General features: G+C 39.4%; 17 protein-coding genes and 1 pseudogene. All 18 read left to right on the top strand.

Annotated features, from left to right (window positions below; all coding sequences use genetic code 11):
- Positions 1 to 3 precede the first annotated feature (3 nt).
- The gene (locus BM398_RS08295) at positions 4 to 2,115 is read left to right on the top strand and encodes a flagellin N-terminal helical domain-containing protein (RefSeq protein WP_175531884.1); all 2,112 of its coding nucleotides are present in this window, start codon (positions 4 to 6) and stop codon (positions 2,113 to 2,115) included.
- A 114-nt stretch (positions 2,116 to 2,229) separates the two neighbouring features.
- Positions 2,230 to 2,688 carry a flagellar assembly protein FliW gene (fliW, locus tag BM398_RS08290; RefSeq protein ID WP_026656709.1) on the top strand — a complete coding sequence of 153 codons (459 nt, stop codon included), beginning with the start codon at positions 2,230 to 2,232 and terminating at the stop codon, positions 2,686 to 2,688.
- A gap of 24 nt (positions 2,689 to 2,712) precedes the next feature.
- A complete protein-coding gene (csrA, locus tag BM398_RS08285) occupies positions 2,713 to 2,928 on the top strand; it encodes a carbon storage regulator CsrA (protein WP_026656710.1) in 216 nt (71 codons plus the stop codon).
- Positions 2,929 to 3,007: 79 nt separating this feature from the next.
- Complete coding sequence (locus BM398_RS08280) at positions 3,008 to 4,192, top strand: CgeB family protein (protein ID WP_092337250.1); 1,185 nt, start codon at positions 3,008 to 3,010, stop codon at positions 4,190 to 4,192.
- Positions 4,193 to 4,381: 189 nt separating this feature from the next.
- On the top strand, positions 4,382 to 4,843 hold the full coding sequence (locus BM398_RS08275; RefSeq protein WP_242949785.1) for a flagellar protein FlaG: 462 nt from the start codon (positions 4,382 to 4,384) through the stop codon (positions 4,841 to 4,843).
- 79 nt (positions 4,844 to 4,922) lie between these two features.
- Positions 4,923 to 6,461, top strand: coding sequence for a flagellar filament capping protein FliD (gene fliD / locus BM398_RS08270; RefSeq protein WP_092337249.1), 1,539 nt, complete (start codon positions 4,923 to 4,925; stop codon positions 6,459 to 6,461).
- A 62-nt stretch (positions 6,462 to 6,523) separates the two neighbouring features.
- Entirely contained in the window at positions 6,524 to 6,925 is a 402-nt protein-coding gene (gene fliS / locus BM398_RS08265) for a flagellar export chaperone FliS (protein ID WP_242871814.1), read from the top strand.
- A 3-nt stretch (positions 6,926 to 6,928) separates the two neighbouring features.
- Positions 6,929 to 7,408, top strand: a complete 480-nt coding sequence (gene flgN, locus BM398_RS08260; RefSeq protein WP_092337248.1) for a flagellar export chaperone FlgN — start codon at positions 6,929 to 6,931, stop codon at positions 7,406 to 7,408.
- Positions 7,409 to 7,684: 276 nt separating this feature from the next.
- The gene (locus tag BM398_RS08255) at positions 7,685 to 8,515 is read left to right on the top strand and encodes a flagellin N-terminal helical domain-containing protein (protein ID WP_026656716.1); all 831 of its coding nucleotides are present in this window, start codon (positions 7,685 to 7,687) and stop codon (positions 8,513 to 8,515) included.
- Between the two features lie 157 nt (positions 8,516 to 8,672).
- Positions 8,673 to 9,605 (top strand): annotated as a pseudogene (locus tag BM398_RS17600) (Rieske 2Fe-2S domain-containing protein); the annotation flags it as partial.
- Positions 9,606 to 9,680: 75 nt separating this feature from the next.
- A complete protein-coding gene (locus tag BM398_RS17595; RefSeq protein WP_092337331.1) occupies positions 9,681 to 10,304 on the top strand; it encodes a flavin reductase family protein in 624 nt (207 codons plus the stop codon).
- A 126-nt stretch (positions 10,305 to 10,430) separates the two neighbouring features.
- Positions 10,431 to 11,252: a HipA domain-containing protein gene (locus BM398_RS08240; RefSeq protein ID WP_092337247.1), complete on the top strand. Its 822-nt coding sequence runs from the start codon at positions 10,431 to 10,433 to the stop codon at positions 11,250 to 11,252.
- The gene (locus BM398_RS08235) at positions 11,227 to 12,024 is read left to right on the top strand and encodes a hypothetical protein (RefSeq protein ID WP_139233798.1); all 798 of its coding nucleotides are present in this window, start codon (positions 11,227 to 11,229) and stop codon (positions 12,022 to 12,024) included. Before BM398_RS08240 ends, BM398_RS08235 begins: the two co-directional genes overlap by 26 nt.
- A gap of 119 nt (positions 12,025 to 12,143) precedes the next feature.
- Entirely contained in the window at positions 12,144 to 13,013 is an 870-nt protein-coding gene (locus BM398_RS08230) for an Rpn family recombination-promoting nuclease/putative transposase (RefSeq protein WP_092337330.1), read from the top strand.
- Between the two features lies 1 nt (position 13,014).
- Positions 13,015 to 13,365, top strand: a complete 351-nt coding sequence (locus tag BM398_RS08225) for a helix-turn-helix domain-containing protein (protein ID WP_092337245.1) — start codon at positions 13,015 to 13,017, stop codon at positions 13,363 to 13,365.
- A gap of 301 nt (positions 13,366 to 13,666) precedes the next feature.
- A complete protein-coding gene (locus tag BM398_RS17410; protein WP_242949784.1) occupies positions 13,667 to 14,077 on the top strand; it encodes a helix-turn-helix domain-containing protein in 411 nt (136 codons plus the stop codon).
- A gap of 292 nt (positions 14,078 to 14,369) precedes the next feature.
- Positions 14,370 to 14,936, top strand: coding sequence for a hypothetical protein (locus BM398_RS08215; protein ID WP_092337244.1), 567 nt, complete (start codon positions 14,370 to 14,372; stop codon positions 14,934 to 14,936).
- Between the two features lie 62 nt (positions 14,937 to 14,998).
- On the top strand, positions 14,999 to 16,114 hold the full coding sequence (locus BM398_RS08210) for a hypothetical protein (RefSeq protein WP_092337243.1): 1,116 nt from the start codon (positions 14,999 to 15,001) through the stop codon (positions 16,112 to 16,114).
- The last annotated feature ends 37 nt before the right edge of the window (positions 16,115 to 16,151 follow it).

The raw sequence follows: 16,151 nt of genomic DNA, 5'->3' as shown, positions 1-16,151 counted from the left end.
ACCATGCGTATTACGAATAAGATAATGCAGAATAATTCACTTTATAATATCAATAACAACAAGATTACTGAGGATCAGCTCAACACCATGCTTGCAACCGGAAAGAAGATAACAAGACCCTCAGATGACCCTGTTATCGCTATAAGAGCATTGCGACTTCGAAGCAATGTTACTCAGCTTTCACAATATTATGAGAAGAATGCAAAAGATGCCGAAAGTTGGCTCGATGTAACAGCAGATGCTTTGTCTACGGTTACTTCGGTACTTACAGATGCCGTTAAGCAGGCAACAAAGGGAGCCAACAAGGATCTTACGGTAGACGATCTTGAAACGATAGTTGCTCAGATGGAGGCTCTTTCAAAAGAGTACTACGCAACAGGTAACGTGGATTATGCCGGAAGATACATCTTTACAGGTTACAGAACAGATACATCGCTTACTTTTCCAACAACGACAACTGCTGATTACACAGGCATAAATGATGAGTTTAACGCTACAGATGTTTCAACTTCAAGCAGAGTGTCGGGGATGAGCAAGCTTGAGTCCACAAATCTTTTGGCACAGAGCACAGAGGCTGTCGTAGAGGAGAGCAACATTGTAGAGTACAATGTCGGTAAGATAAGACTTTCTTACGATAACCTGAATTACAGAAGCGGCGACAAAGATTTCTCAGCACCTTCACTTAAGTGGAGAGAGAATCTCAAGCAGCCCGCAACAAGTACGGTAAACGGAAATGCAGAGCTTATAAAGCTTACATATACAACAGCGCTCGGGGAAACTCATCATGTATCGCTTCCTACGCCCGACGGACTTGAAAAAGGCGAATCATATACGATCACAAGTGAAGGCATTGTATATAACGTCACAAGTAATGCAGACGGTTCTCATAACATTAAGGCTACGGAAGGAGGAACTGAATACGAGTTTGTAGTAGACAAGAATGGTGTTTACGATACATCTCGTCAGAGCTCCAATATTGAATCCGGTACTGCTTCGACAGAGACGGTTCAGAAGACAACACTTACATTTACAAATGAACAGGGTGAAAGAGTCAGCTTTAAGCTTCCTTTGGTTGACGCAATCGGCCAGACTTACAACATGAAGCTTGATTACAATGGAAAGATAGCAACGGCTGTAATTAACAGTGACGGTACATATACTGTTACTGACGCGAGTGTCACAAATAATATCGACGGAACAATCACAAGAAATATAATCAACGTTACCGCAAACGGAAGTGTGTATTCGTCATATAAAGAGACAACGCTGGAAATACCTTCATCAAACATGATCTACACAACTACAAGTGAAGAAGATATTGATGAGGTTTACAGGACACTTGATTCGACACCGACAGGTTCGGTTGCATATTTGAATGCGGCTACGGGAGAAATTCTTTTGAACAAAGAGCTGTCCGATAAGCTTGCTACACTGCCCAAACTTATCAACGCTAATTCAATCGATGTTGTATATGATAAAAAAGAGTGGGACAGCGGAGATATAAGACCGCAGAACCTCTTCAACTGTACATATACCGATGACAATGGTAAGAAAATACTTTATAATAAAGGCTCGGCAGCCCATGACATCGCTTATGACGTGGGATTCGCACAGTCGGTTGTTGTAAACACCACAGCAGATGCGGTTTTCACAACAGGTGTAAAGAGAGATATCGACGATCTTTCAAATATGCTCGGAACACTCAAACAGATAAAGGCCACAATTAAGACACTTGAAGAAAAGTTGTCCGGTGCAGCCAAAGAATCTGCTGAATGGAATAAGATAGATGCAGAGCTTTCCGCAGCTCAAAAGGCATATAACTATCAGAGAGAAAGCATTCAGAAAGAGTTTGAACACAAGATAACATCTCTCCAGGGAGCTCTCGATACCGCAAATATAGCAGTTACCGACAACGGAACAAGATCTAAGCGACTTGATCTTGTAAATTCAAGACTTATGACACAGACAACGACATTCCAGTCACTTCAGTCTGAGAATGAGGATATCGATCTTGCGACTACGGTAACACAGCTTACATCTGCACAGGTGACATATGAGGCGAGCCTTATGGCAACAGGTAAGATCAGCCAGACATCGCTTATGAATTATATTTGATGAAGAATTTCTTATATCATCAAGATTATAATAAGTATGGTAATTGTACGTTTTTACGTATATAATTAAATAGTGATAAATAACATTTTTTATCAGGATTATGGAGGTTACAGCATGAAATTAAACACTAGAATCTTTGGAGAGGTTGAGATTGAAGATAGTAAGATCATTTCTTTTCCAAATGGAATAATCGGTTTTCCTGATCTTAAGAGATTCACACTTATGCACGATGAGGAGCAGGGAACAAACACTATTAAGTGGTTGCAGTCAGTAGAGGAACCCGGATTTGCAATGCCCGTTATGGATCCGCTCTTTGTTTGCCCGGATTATCAGCCTATGGTAGATAAGGAAGCTGTAGCTGACATCGGAGATCTGCAGGATGAGGATATGCTTGTGCTTGTAACGGTTACTGTTCCGCATGATCTTAAGCAGATGACAGTAAACCTTAAGGGACCCTTTATCATCAATACAAAAGAGATGAAGGCTTCTCAGACAATCATTGATAATGAGGAATATCCTGTTAAGTTCCCTATTTATGAGATTTTGCAGAATAACAAAGCAGCTAAAGCTTAATCATACTATAGGGAGGGAAAGGATATGTTAGCATTATCAAGAAAAAAGAACGAAGCTATCGTTATTAATAACAATATAGAGATTACAGTACTTGATATCAGAGGAGACCAGATTAAGATCGGAATCGCGGCTCCCAAGGATATCCCGATTTACAGAAAAGAAGTATATATCCAGATTCAGAATGAGAATAAAGAAGCAACAGATGTATCCGGAATCGAGGAACTCAAGAAATTGCTTTGATCAAAGTGAATTTGCAGCGGCTGCTACCGGAAAGGGGCAGCCGTTAGTTTTTTATTGAATAGGAAATTCGAGGGACGGAATGCGAATACTATACTACTACTGGGATGAATTTAACGGCGAAGACTGCATGGACGCCATGAAGAGACTGGGCCACGAGGTCGATGTAATAAAGTTCAAGCTAAGTGGTTATGAACTTACAGATGAAGATGATGCTAAATTCAGAGCTCTTTTGACCAAGGAAGAAGAGGGCAAAAGATATTACGACATAGTCTACAGCTTTTGCTATTATCCGAGCATTTCCGATGCCTGTCAGAAGTACGATACGCCGTACGTGTCGTGGGTGTTTGACTGTCCGCATTATACGCTTGATTCACATACAATAAAAAATCCTGTGAACAGAGTCTATGTTTTTGACAGGGGAACCTATGATGAGATGAGAGCCAAGGGAATAGAGACCGTTAAGTACTCGCCTCTTGGTGTTAATGAGAAGAGGCTTTTGGGGTTCTGTAAGGAGCTTGATGCGGAAACGGGCGGAAGGATAGTATATCTGCATGATGTCTGTTTCCTGGGGAATCTCTACGACAATGAGTTTAACTTTTACGATCAGGTGGAATATCTTCCGCCAAGTCTTAAAGAGTATATAGATACGGTTATAACTCTTCAGGAGAAGATATACGGACACGATCTTTTTACCGATGAAAAGGCGATAACGCCTGAGCACATAAAGAGGCTTCGCGAGTATATAAAGTTCGAAGATACGGGGAATTATGATCTTGACTATGACAGAATTGTTCGTGATATGCTGCGAAAAAAGGTCACGGTAAACGAAAGAAGACATATTCTCGAAAGAATGGGTGAGCGATTTGATACTGTTTTGTACACAATGCCGGATGCAAAGCCCATTGAAGGAGTCAGCAATCTGGGAGTTGCGGATTATTCAACCAAAATGCCGATGGTATTCAGGCGAAGCAAGGTTAACCTCAATATTACCCTGAGGTCCATCATCTCGGGGGTTCCGCTTCGTGTACTCGATGTTCTTGCGGCAGGGGGATTTCTTATCACAACTTACCAGAAAGAGATAGATGAGTACTTTGAGAATGGAAAAGAGCTTGTGATCGCGCATACGCCGGAAGAAATGCTTGAACTTACCGCATATTATCTTGAACATGAGGATGAGAGGAAAGCTATCGCGGAAAACGGGCAGAAGAAGGTATTTGAGGAGTTTGCTTATACAAAGCTTTTGCCGAAGATACTTGAGATATGATCACGGCGGACCGAAAGTCTTAAAATTTTCTAAAATTTACGATTTTCTTTTCCATATTACTAAAGAATAAAGGACTTCGGCCGATATAATCAGTAAGAAAATCTATGCTTATAACGGAACGAGTTTGTGACGCACGTAAATGTTGATATATACAGGTGATTCCTGATTCTGACATGGAGGTATAGGATTATGGGAATGGATGGAATTAACGGATTTGGCCCGCTTATTCAGCAGGTACAGCCACAGGTAAAAACACAGAGCCAGGCTCAGAGCGAAGTTGCGGATTATGAAGTAAATGCGGCAGCTCAGAACATGGATCTTACGGTTGAGGCAGCAGACAATACTGCAGGCTCCAAGAATGAGTCATCTGCTCAGAATTTTGCAAGCAATCAGAGCAAGAGAGCTGAGACAGAGGAGCAGATACAGGCTGATAACGCCAAGATCAAGAAGGCAATCTCTGAGATGACCAAGAAGGTTCAGTCCAACGCTGAAGCTGTTTTTGGAATTCATGAGAAGACCAACAGAGTAACTATCAAGATGGTTGATAAGGAAACAAAGAAGGTTATAAAAGAGTTTCCGCCGGATGAGACACTTGATATGATCGCCAAGGTTTGGGAAATTGCGGGAATCTTGGTTGACGAGAAGAGGTAACATAGTAAGTCGTACAAAGCGGCTCTATCAGGAAAAGGATTTCCGATTACATCTCACGGATTGAGAAAGGAGAAACATTATGCCTATCAGAATTACAGGAATGAACTCAGGTCTTGATACAGAGAGCATTATCACAGCTCTTACGCAGAAAAAGAAAGATAAGGTTGATACTTATACCGGAGAACAGAAGAAGCTTACCTGGAAGCAGGATACTTTAAAAGCACTTAATAAGAAGGTTACCGATTTTTATAACGGTACTTTGACCAGCATGAAGTTTTCGGCTGCTTACTCAAAGAAGGTTACAACTGCTTCAAATGCAAATGCTGTAACAATCGTAACAGGCGAAAATGCAATGAACGCTACTCAGACATTGGATGTTGAGGGTCTTGCAAAGGCTGCATATCTGACAGGTGAAAAGGTTCAGGTTGGAGGAAAGAATGCAGCTAAGACAACTACTATGGCTGAACTTGGTATTTTTTCCGAGGAGAGTGATGAGTCTGCAACAACGACTCTTAAGTTTGCTATAGGTAATGACCCTGAGGATAATATCGAAGTTACTATAGGAAAAGATGATACTATAGATAGCGTTCTCAGTAAGCTTAGAAATGCAAAATCTTCGAAGACAGATACTACACTTAATTTCAACTACGACGAAGGAAATGGAAGATTTTATGTGGCATCAAAAGAGATGGGCGAAGCTGCTTCTTTTAAAGTTACCGAAGGCGATGCGATGTCCAGGCTTGGCTTTGTTAATAACGGAAAGAATTATATCGAGGGAAGCAGGGCTCATATAGTTCTTAACGGAGAAGATTATTATTCCGATTCAAATACTTTTGAGATCAACGGACTTACAATTACCGTTAATGAGGAAGCTAAGGGAATAACTCTTTCGACAAAACAGGATACAAGTGGTATTTTCGACAACATCAAGAAGTTGCTCAAAGAGTACAACGATCTTATGAAGGAGTTTGCTACTCTTTATAATGCAGATAAAGCCAAGAAGTACAAAATGCTTACCGATGATCAGAAAGATGCAATGTCTGACAAAGAGGTTGAGGAATGGGAGAAAAAGATTAAAGACGGAATCCTCAGCGGCGATGAGACAATCGGTAATATAAGAAATGCTCTTAAAGATATAATGAGTAGTTCTTTTGAAGTAACATCAAAGGATGGAGTGACAAGTAAGATCACTCTTGCAACATTTGGTATTGCAACCGGAAGCTACTTTGCAACAGATGAGAATGAGAGAGACGTGCTTCACATAGACGGTGACAAAGATGATTCTGCAAGCAGCGGAAATCCGGACCTTCTAAGTGCAGCAATCTCAACAGATCCTGAGATGGTTCAGAACTTCTTTATGAAGCTGTCAAATACACTTTCCGATAAACTCTTTGATCTTATGAAGGGTACGCAATACAGCAGTGCATTTACAATTTATGAAGATAAGCTGATGGCTTCACAGTACAGTGCTTATACAAACAAGATCTCAGATGCACAGAAAGCACTTGAGGCTGCACAGGATAAGTACTACAAGAAGTTCTCTACTATGGAGACGGCTCTTTCAAAGATAAACAGCAGCAGTTCTTCTCTGGCAGGCTTCTTTGGTGGAGGACAGTAATGGCATAAAATGAAGACTTATGATTATACGGATATTTTTTTACAGAATGCGAGGGAACACATATGCCGGTAATGACAACTCAACAGAAAGCTTATGCTCAGTATAAAAATAATAAGGTAATGGGTGCAAGCGGCCCGGAACTTACACTTATGCTCTATGACGGGGCAATAAAGTTTCTCAATATTGCGGATTATGCGATTGAGAACAACGATGTGCCAAAGGCGCATGAAAACATTATGAAGACGGAACGCATCATAGATTATCTCAGAAGCACTCTTGATATGAAGTATGCTGTTGCACAGGACTTTGAAAATATGTATTCTTATATAGGAAGAAGACTTGTCGAAGCAAACATAAGCAAAGACAGAGAGATAGTCGCTGAGGTCAATAAGCATATGCATGCCATCAGGGACAACTGGGTAGAAGTCATGAAGGCGAACAACATCGCCGTTAAGGAGGCATAAAAGATGTTATCTTCAAGTATGGATATGCTGGAAGAAAGTCTTATTAAGAAGATTGACATTATGTCAAAGATTGAGGAAGAGAATGAGAGACAAAAAGAGATTCTCTCCGATCCCGATAATGTTGATGAAACCGCATTTGACAATACTGTTGATAAAAAGGGTGAACTTATCGATAAACTTATTTCTCTTGATGATGGTTTCCAGACTCTTTTTGACAGGGTAAAAGAAGAAGTTAATGCCAATAAAGATGAGTTTGCAGATCAGATACGCCGCATGCAGGATCTTATTCGTGATATCACTGCAAGGAGCGCTTCGATTGAAGCTGCGGAGCATCGAAACAAAAGGCTTGCCGAGAGATATTTTGATACGGCACGCCAAAAGATGAACAGTAGTAAGCAGTCATCTGCCGTGGCATTTAATTACTACAGAACCATGAATAACTTCAAGGAGATTCCGCCACAGTTTTTGGATAAGAAAAATTGAATTTTGTATAAGATCGTTACAAAGAGATCGCTGCCATATATCGGCAAGCGATCTCTTTTACTTTAGCAAAAAAACGAAAAAAGTAGAAAAAAATTCATTATTGTATGTTTTTTTGAAAAAAATTAAAAAAAGGGTTAAGTAAACGAAATCACAGCCGATAATAATAGTGTAAAACAAAAAACAAGCAGCCATGGAAGGGAGTCCGCGTAAGCTGCACAATATTAAAAGGATGAAAAAGGCAGCAGGGAAGCGGCCCCGTTCATGGAGGATTATAATATGGTAGTACAGCACAATGTCACAGCGATGAACTCAAACAGACAGCTTGGAATTACAACAGATGTACAGGCTAAGTCAAGTGAGAAACTCTCATCAGGTTACAGAATCAACAGAGCAGCAGATGATGCAGCAGGACTTGCAATTTCAGAAAAGATGAGACGTCAGGTAAGAGGTCTTACACAGGCTTCCGCAAATGCACAGGATGGTATCTCAGCAGTACAGACAGCTGAAGGTGCGCTCAACGAAGTACATGATATGCTTCAGAGAATGAACGAACTTGCAGTTAAGGCAGCTAACGATACTCTTCAGACATCAGATCGTGAGTACATTCAGCGAGAGGTTAATGCTCTCAGAGATGAGATTAACAGAACCGGAACAGCTACCGAATTCAATAATACTAAACTTTTGGACGGATCATTTAAGAATAAGAGTATTCAGGTTGGTTCAGAGGCTGATCCCGATAACCAGATTGCAATCAATATTGAAAAACTTACTGCTTCAGGTCTTAAGATTGACGGAGCAAAGATTAATGTTACAGGAACAAGCGGCGTAAACGCTAAGGACTCAATTCATAAGATTAAAGAAGCACTTGAGAAGATTTCAAGCCAGAGAGCTGACCTCGGTGCTATTCAGAACAGACTTGAGCACACAATCAGAAACCTTGATAACGTCGTTGAGAACACACAGGCAGCTGAATCACAGATCCGTGATACAGATATGGCTGAGGAGATGGTTAGATATTCAAACAACAATATCCTTGCTCAGGCAGGTCAGTCAATGCTTGCTCAGGCTAACCAGACAAATCAGGGTGTTCTCTCACTCCTTCAGTAAGATAAATATTAGAAAACATAACCCACTGAAATATATAAGAACGCTCCGGATGAAAGAATTCGGGGCGTTCTTTAGTTGTATTTGGCTTTGAATTGTGTGGTAAAATATTTATTGTAATAATAATCTAACATGTAAATCTCTGTTACGGAGGATTCCCATGATAAAAAACGGTTGGTACGCGGTTCTGGATTCTAAAGCGGTTAAGCGTGGAAAACTGATTGCTGTTGTAAGGTTTGGCGAAGAGCTGGTTTTCTTTAGGACAGCTTCCGGTAAAGTGGCGGCGGTTACTAGCTTATGCGCACATCGTGGGGCTTCTCTATGCAAAGGGTGGCTTGAAGGTGACAATATCAAGTGCCTGTTTCATGGGATTGAATATGATCCGACCGGCAGGTGCGTCTATGTTCCTTCGGATGGAAGGGCCTCTGCTCGTGATTATTCAAACTTTAATCTTAAATATTTTCCGACAAGAGAAATCGGCGGGATTATTTTTGCTTGGTATGGGGAAAAAGAACCTGATACGGAGCCGGATGTTTTTGACATTATTACTGACAGATCCTTTAGCTATGATCATATAGAGGATAGCTGGAATGTGCATTATTCCAGAGTTATAGAGAATCAGCTGGATGTTTCTCATCTGGCATTTATTCATCATAATACGATTGGGCGTGGAGGCAAGACGCTCTGCAACGGTCCGAAGGTCGAGTGGCTTGATGAAAATACAATGCAAACGAGTGCAGATAACGCCGTTGATAAAGGGCAGACGCCTGAAACTTCAGCGAATAGTGTTATCAAATCTACCAATCTTACTTTTAAATTTCCCAATATGTGGCTTAACCACGTGACAGACAAAATACAAATATTAGCATTTTTCATCCCTGTCGATGATGAACATGCGATAATCGCGCTTAGGTTTTACAATAAGATTACGGGTTTTTCTCCTGTTGATAGATTTATTGCGCGACTTGGAAGTGTGGCTAATAAGGTGATCGAGCGTCAGGATAAGAGAATTGTTGAAACACAGTTTCCGAAGAAATCAGATCTTTTTATGAATGAGAATCTTGCGGCAGCAGATCTGCCGATAATTGAATATAGGACCAAGAGAAAAGAGCTTCAGAACGGTGATCGGAAACATGCGGTTTCAGCAAGTGGAAAGGAGACGGGAGCAATGAATACTAAGGCAATGTATAAGTTATCTTACGGTTTGTTTGTATGTACGGTAGTAAACGGCGATAAAAAGAATGGTTGCATCACTAACACTGCGGTACAGGTTGCGTCGGAGCCCAACAGGATTTCAATCGCAATCAACAAGGCTAATCTGACCCATGACATGTTGAAAGAAACAGGAAAGTGCAATATTTCTGTTATCAGTAGCGATGCGGGATTTGATCTGTTCAAGCACTTTGGCTTTCAGAGTGGAAGAGATGTGGATAAGTTTGCGTCATTTAGCGATTATAAGCTTGCTGATAACGGTATTCCTTATATAACAAAAGGGACTAATGCTTACTTTTCCCTGAATGTGGAAAAAGAAGTCGACCTTGGTTCACATACGCTGTTCATCTGTGAGCCTGTATTTATGGATGTTCTTGCAGATACACCTTCCTGTACTTACGAATATTACCAGAACAATATCAAGCCAAAACCTCAGCCGGTTGGAGAGACTCCAAAAGGTGAGACAGTATGGCGGTGCACAATATGCGGATTTGAGTATGTCGGCGAAGATATGCCCGATGACTATATCTGCCCGATCTGTAAGCATCCGAAGGATGATTTTGAGAAGATAATAAGATAAAGACAACAGCGCAATGTTTGTCGTGTTCAAACGTTGCGCTGTTATTTTTTATTTGACGCGCGTCAAATAATACATTATTATAATGGTGTATATTTGACGCGCGTCAAATAGTGATAGAGGTGTAAAATGGCAAAGATAATTAGAGAAACTCAAGATCTTACATATCTTAACTGGTCTCATGTAAGAAATTCGTCAGGAACTGCAGGGACTTATTTAAAATCAAGTTCTGTAGTGGGTGGACATAAAAAATACTATAAGCTTTCAAATTTTGATGCAGAAAGAGGAGTAGTGGGCCATGAGTGTGTTAATGAAATACTGGTAGACAGACTCCTTGATATTTTACATATAGATCACCTTAAATATGAGCTTATTAATGCTGATATTGAAGTTGAAGGAAAAACATATAATACATATCTTTGTGCGTCTTATGATTTTAAGGAGCGTGGAGAAAGTAAAGCTTCTCTTGATGATTATTACAGATATAATGCATTACAGGGTGAATCTCATTATGATTTTTGCATTAGGATGGGATGGCAAAAATATGTAGAGCAAATGCTGGTAGTGGATTATCTTATACTTAATAGGGATAGGCATGGAGCAAACATAGAGGTTTTGAGAAATTCAAGAGCGCATACAATCAGGCTTGCGCCACTTTTTGATCATGGACTTTCGCTTCTATGTTCTTGCTCTTCAGAGGAAGAAGCAACTAAGTTTGACATAATGGGAGATAAGCAGTGCAATAACTTTTTGGGAAGTAGGTCAACCTATGAAAATCTGTCTCTTTTGACTAAAAACAGTGTTAATCTTGCCGGAATTCTTAAACAAGAGCATAAGGAAGAGATATTCAAAAATCTAGACGGAGTAATTTCAGATGTTTTTATGGAAAGAATATGGGACATGATTTATGGAAGGTACAAGATATATGAAAGTCTACGAAATATACGATGAGGAAAATCAAATTGATATTGGGGTTCTTTTATATTATGAAAAAAGTAATGTGTACATCATTGAGCTGAGAAGCGAACTTGATGAGTGGTCAGCGCCGCTTCTTTTTTCATCCTTTGTAAAAAAAGGAATATATACTATTCCACGGGAAGCAAGTTTGGCGTGGATAATGGAAAGAGTTATTCCTATTGGGCGCCAGAATATAGGAAGCATCTTATCTACTCATAAATTAAAAGAATATGATGAGATGAAACTTCTGGAACTATCTGAAGGTCGTTGCTCACAAGATGAAATCTGCATTCGTCGTGTAGAAGCAGTTCCTAAATTTGTTTTAGAAAGAAGCGTGCATAATCTGGTTGATTGCACAGCGCTTGAAAACAACATGCTGTTGTGCTTTTTTGCCGATGAAACGGTAAAAAAGATAGCTCTTTCAGATATAAGTGATTATGAAAAAACAGATAAAGTAATTTCAAACAGGAATCTGTATGAATCATGTGAACTTGGGTGTGGTGGTCACTATGTTACTTTTAATGATTCCATAGATATTCCGGCGTGGCTTCTTTATGAGAAGGGAAGAATTATAGATGTGAAATATGAAGATTTTATTGCGTTTACCGGGAAGAATATCATAGATACTTCAAGGGCATGTGAGATGCTTCAATGTACCAGACAGAATCTTAATTATCTTGTGAAAAAGCATGGAATAACACCGGTCATGGCTGATGTTAAAGGAAATCTGTATGTAAAGAACCGATTAAAAGCTGAGAAAACTTGAAGATTCAGTTGTAGATAAGGATATAAAAGGAAAGGAGAGTGTCAGTCATATTGACATATTCTTCTTTTAAAGTTAAAATCCGTATAATAGTATTTATATATAAAGGCGGTTTAAAGGGAATGGGTACAAAAGATATTACAGAGAAAGCACTTGAGGACTATAATGATGTATTTGCAGACATTGTAAATGTCCTACTTTTTAATGGAGAGGAGGTTGTTAGGCAGGATCAATTGATAGAAGGAAGTCCATATAGTAACTATACGGAGAATGGAAAGATAAGAAGCCAGGAACGTGATATTTACAAATATTGGAATCATAATCAATTAAGATTGGCAGCAATTGGTTTCGAGAATGAAACTAAGGAAGAAGAGGATATGCCGCTTAGAGTCATGAACTATGATGCAGCGGGGTACAGAGCGCAGATAAGTAACGGAGATGATATGCGTTACCCTGTTGTATCACTTGTGCTATACTATGGTTACAAGAAGAAATGGAGCAAGGCAAAAACTCTATACGACAGATTAGAAGTGCCGGATAATTTAAAAGAATACGTTTTTGATTATGGCATGAATCTGTTTGAAATTGCGTATCTTGAAGATTCGGTTGTAGATAAATTTCAGAGTGATTTTAAGTTCGTGGCAGATTATTTTGTTCAGATGCGCAAGACAGGAAAGTATATTGCGCCGAATGAGAAGATAATTCATGTTCAGGAAATGCTCAGCTTAATGAGCGCATTGACAGATGATAGTAGGTTTACAGATGTTTACGAGGATATAAAAGGAAAGGAGCGTATCAGTATGTGTACTGTTCTTGATGAAATTGAAACAAGGGGAATAGAGAAAGGAATAGAGAAAGGAATAGAGAAAGGCAGAGACAATACTCTGATAGCTTTGGTACATGATGGCTTATTGAGCGTCGAAATCGCGGCCGACAGGGCAGGCGTATCAATTGATGAATTTAAGGTTATGATGAAAAAGGTATATAACTGATATGACAATAAGAGATCGCATATTTGATAAGCTGCAGGAAATGAAAATAACGCAAAAAGAATTTGCTAAGCGTACCGGAATAGCAGAGAGTACGATAAGCGACTGGCGTAAGAAGAATACCAATCCTACAGCAGAGAAAATTATGATCATATGCAAAGTACTGGATGTTACACCGGAGTGGCTCTTGTCCGGAATTGAAACGCATGGTGATAGAGGAAAGCCCAGTGAATGGTATGCGATTGATGCTCTGACAGAAAGCGGACAACTTATAAAAGCATTCAATTCAATGGATAAAGCTCAGCAATCGAGATTGCTTGGGTATGCAGAGGCATTGACTAAAATGTCCGATTGATGATGCGATTTTATTTGATATATTATAAGTGAAGATAGATTTTGAAAAGTAACGACAACAGCGCAATGTTTGATGTGTTTCAAACTTTGCGTTGTTATTATTTTTTATTTGACGAGCGTTAAATAGATAATACTCTCTTAGAAAAAATATATTTTTCGGAAAGGACTGAATGTCCCAATTTATTGATGGCATTTTCTATGATAATTAATCTTGAATAGTCATTTCTGCAAGAATAAAAACTTGTTTGTACAATTTAAGCAAACAAGTTTATGAGGATGTAAAAGGAAAGGAGCATATCATTATGTGTACTGTTCTTGATGAGATTGAAACAAGGGGAATAGAGAAAGGAATAGAGAAAGGCAGAGACAATACTCTGATAGCTTTGGTACATGATGGCTTATTGAGCGTCGAAATCGCGGCCGACAGGGCAGGCGTATCAATTGATGAATTTAAGGCTATGATGAAAAAAAGGTATATAACTGATATGACAATAAGAGATCGCATATTTGATAAGCTGCAGGAAATGAAGTTAACTCAGAAAGAATTTGCTAAGCGTACGGGAATAGCAGAGAGTACGATAAGCGATTGGCGTAAGAAGAATACCAATCCTACAGCAGAGAAAATTATGATTATATGCAAAGTACTGGATGTTACACCGGAGTGGCTCTTATCCGGGATTGAAACGTATAGAGATATATCCCGTGGAATCTAAATGAACGTAGATTCCACGGGATTATTTTTGTGTTTATAAAAAGTTTATAGATGGTATTGTAAAACGTTCACTTTACATAGCCGATATATGTATTGTCAAAGGCAACAGAAGAATCCTTTTATCTGCAGATAGCGCTGTCTGATAACGTAATAAAAAGATTTAATGTTTATTTAATAGATAATCGGAGATGTATCTGTTACAATTAACGATATCATGAAAAGAAGTTTATTATTTCTAGTTTTTTGTTACTTGCAAACCTTTTTTTAATGAGAAATGTATTGTCGGAGGGATTATGGCTAATAAGTCAGAAACTAACGGAAATAACGTAAACTCCTCTAAAGCGGGAAAGAACATTATTATTGCTGGAATTGCGGTGATCATACTCCTTTTGGTTGCTGTGGTTGTCTTACTGCTTACAAGAGGAACTGGGGAAATGGGTAAAAAGGAGGTAACGCAGGAAGAGGACAAACGAAATATACTTGTCACTGAAGATAATATAGAGGAGGTGGCTGAAGATTTCTTTAGCCAGGAATATGTTCCTCCGGGATATTTCAGTGCAACTATGAGCAATGTTTGGCATTTTAAGACCGGAGATGCAGAGTCGGAAGATGCCTATGTTGCAAATGACAAAGCTAATTCAAACGATGTATTTTTTGATGTGTTTTTGTCAGAAGATGAAAGCAATCCAATTTATAAGTCGCCGGTGATTCCACTTGGAAGTGAACTGAAAAAAATAAAATTGGATACGGAATTGAAACAAGGTACTTATGATTGTGTTATGATCTATCATCTTGTAGATGAAGAACAGAACACGGTAAGTACAGTAAGAGTCGGGCTTACTATTGAAGTTGAGCAATAGTATGATAACTTCCGCAACACGACGTGGCGGATGATCATTAAAAATCAAGGAGGATTTTTATTATGAACACAAAAAGAATATTAGCAGTAGCACTTTCAACAGCTATGGTATTTGGTAGCACATTAACAGCATTTGCAACAGAGCTTGATCCTACAGCGGCTTCAGGATCCGGAACGGGAACAGGAGCAGGAACATCTGAAGGTTATGTAGGTACTACAATTACAAAGGTTCTTGTACCTACAGAAGAGTCTGTTGCAGCAGGAATAGCATTTAAAGTTGACCCTCAGGGGCTTATTGCAGGAACAGACGCTGCAGCTTATAATGGATATACGTTCCCTGAGTCAAATGATACAGGAGTATATTTCCAGACAGGAGCTAAAGAGTACTCAAATGAAAGTGGAACATTTTATGTTGCTAATGAAGGAACCGGAGATGTTACTTTTACCATCAAGGTAGAGAAAGTTGCTAATACTGCTGGATCAGACATTCCGTTTGATTCTAAGGCAAACGTAACGGCGGCTAATCCTTCAGCTGTAAAGCTCTATATTGGTGCGTTAATTGGAAAAGATGCAACAGCAACTGCTGTAAGTGATGATACAGCAGTTGAAAAGAAGGCAGTTCTTGAAGCAGTTAGTGAGAACTTTGATTTTGATTATGGCGCAGATGGATATGAATTTGTGACTTTGAGTGGCTCTAAGTGGAATGCAGTTCCTATTAAGTTTGAGGGCGCTGTAACGAAACTTGGTGTAGCAGATGCGGAATTATTTAAAGATAAGACTGTTCCCGGAATCAAGCTTACATATTCATGGGCTGCAAAAGCATCAGGTGATTCTACAACTTCTGGCGTAACTATTGATGATACGTTTGAAGATTCAGCAGCAGGCGGTGAATCAACTCTTACAATCTCAAATGCAACTAAGGTAACAGGTCAGGCATGGGATTATACTGCAACATTTAGGAAGGGAACAGCTCTTACAATGGCAGCAACCGGATTGACAGAAGCAACGTGGTCTAAGACAGTAGATGGTAGTTATGCTACTTCAAGCAATATCACTGTAAGCAATGGCGCAGTCACAATTGCAGCTAGTAACTGGGGCAGTGCTAACGCAGGCGATGTACGATTTATTAAAGTTAAAATTTCAGGAACAGACTATATAATCAAGATTACTATAGCATAAAAATAGTCTTCAGAAGTGCGGGGAGGCATAAGCCTCC

Source organism: Butyrivibrio sp. M55 (assembly GCF_900116865.1).
Taxonomy (GTDB): domain Bacteria; phylum Bacillota; class Clostridia; order Lachnospirales; family Lachnospiraceae; genus Butyrivibrio.
This window is presented reverse-complemented; position numbering and strand designations above follow the sequence as displayed.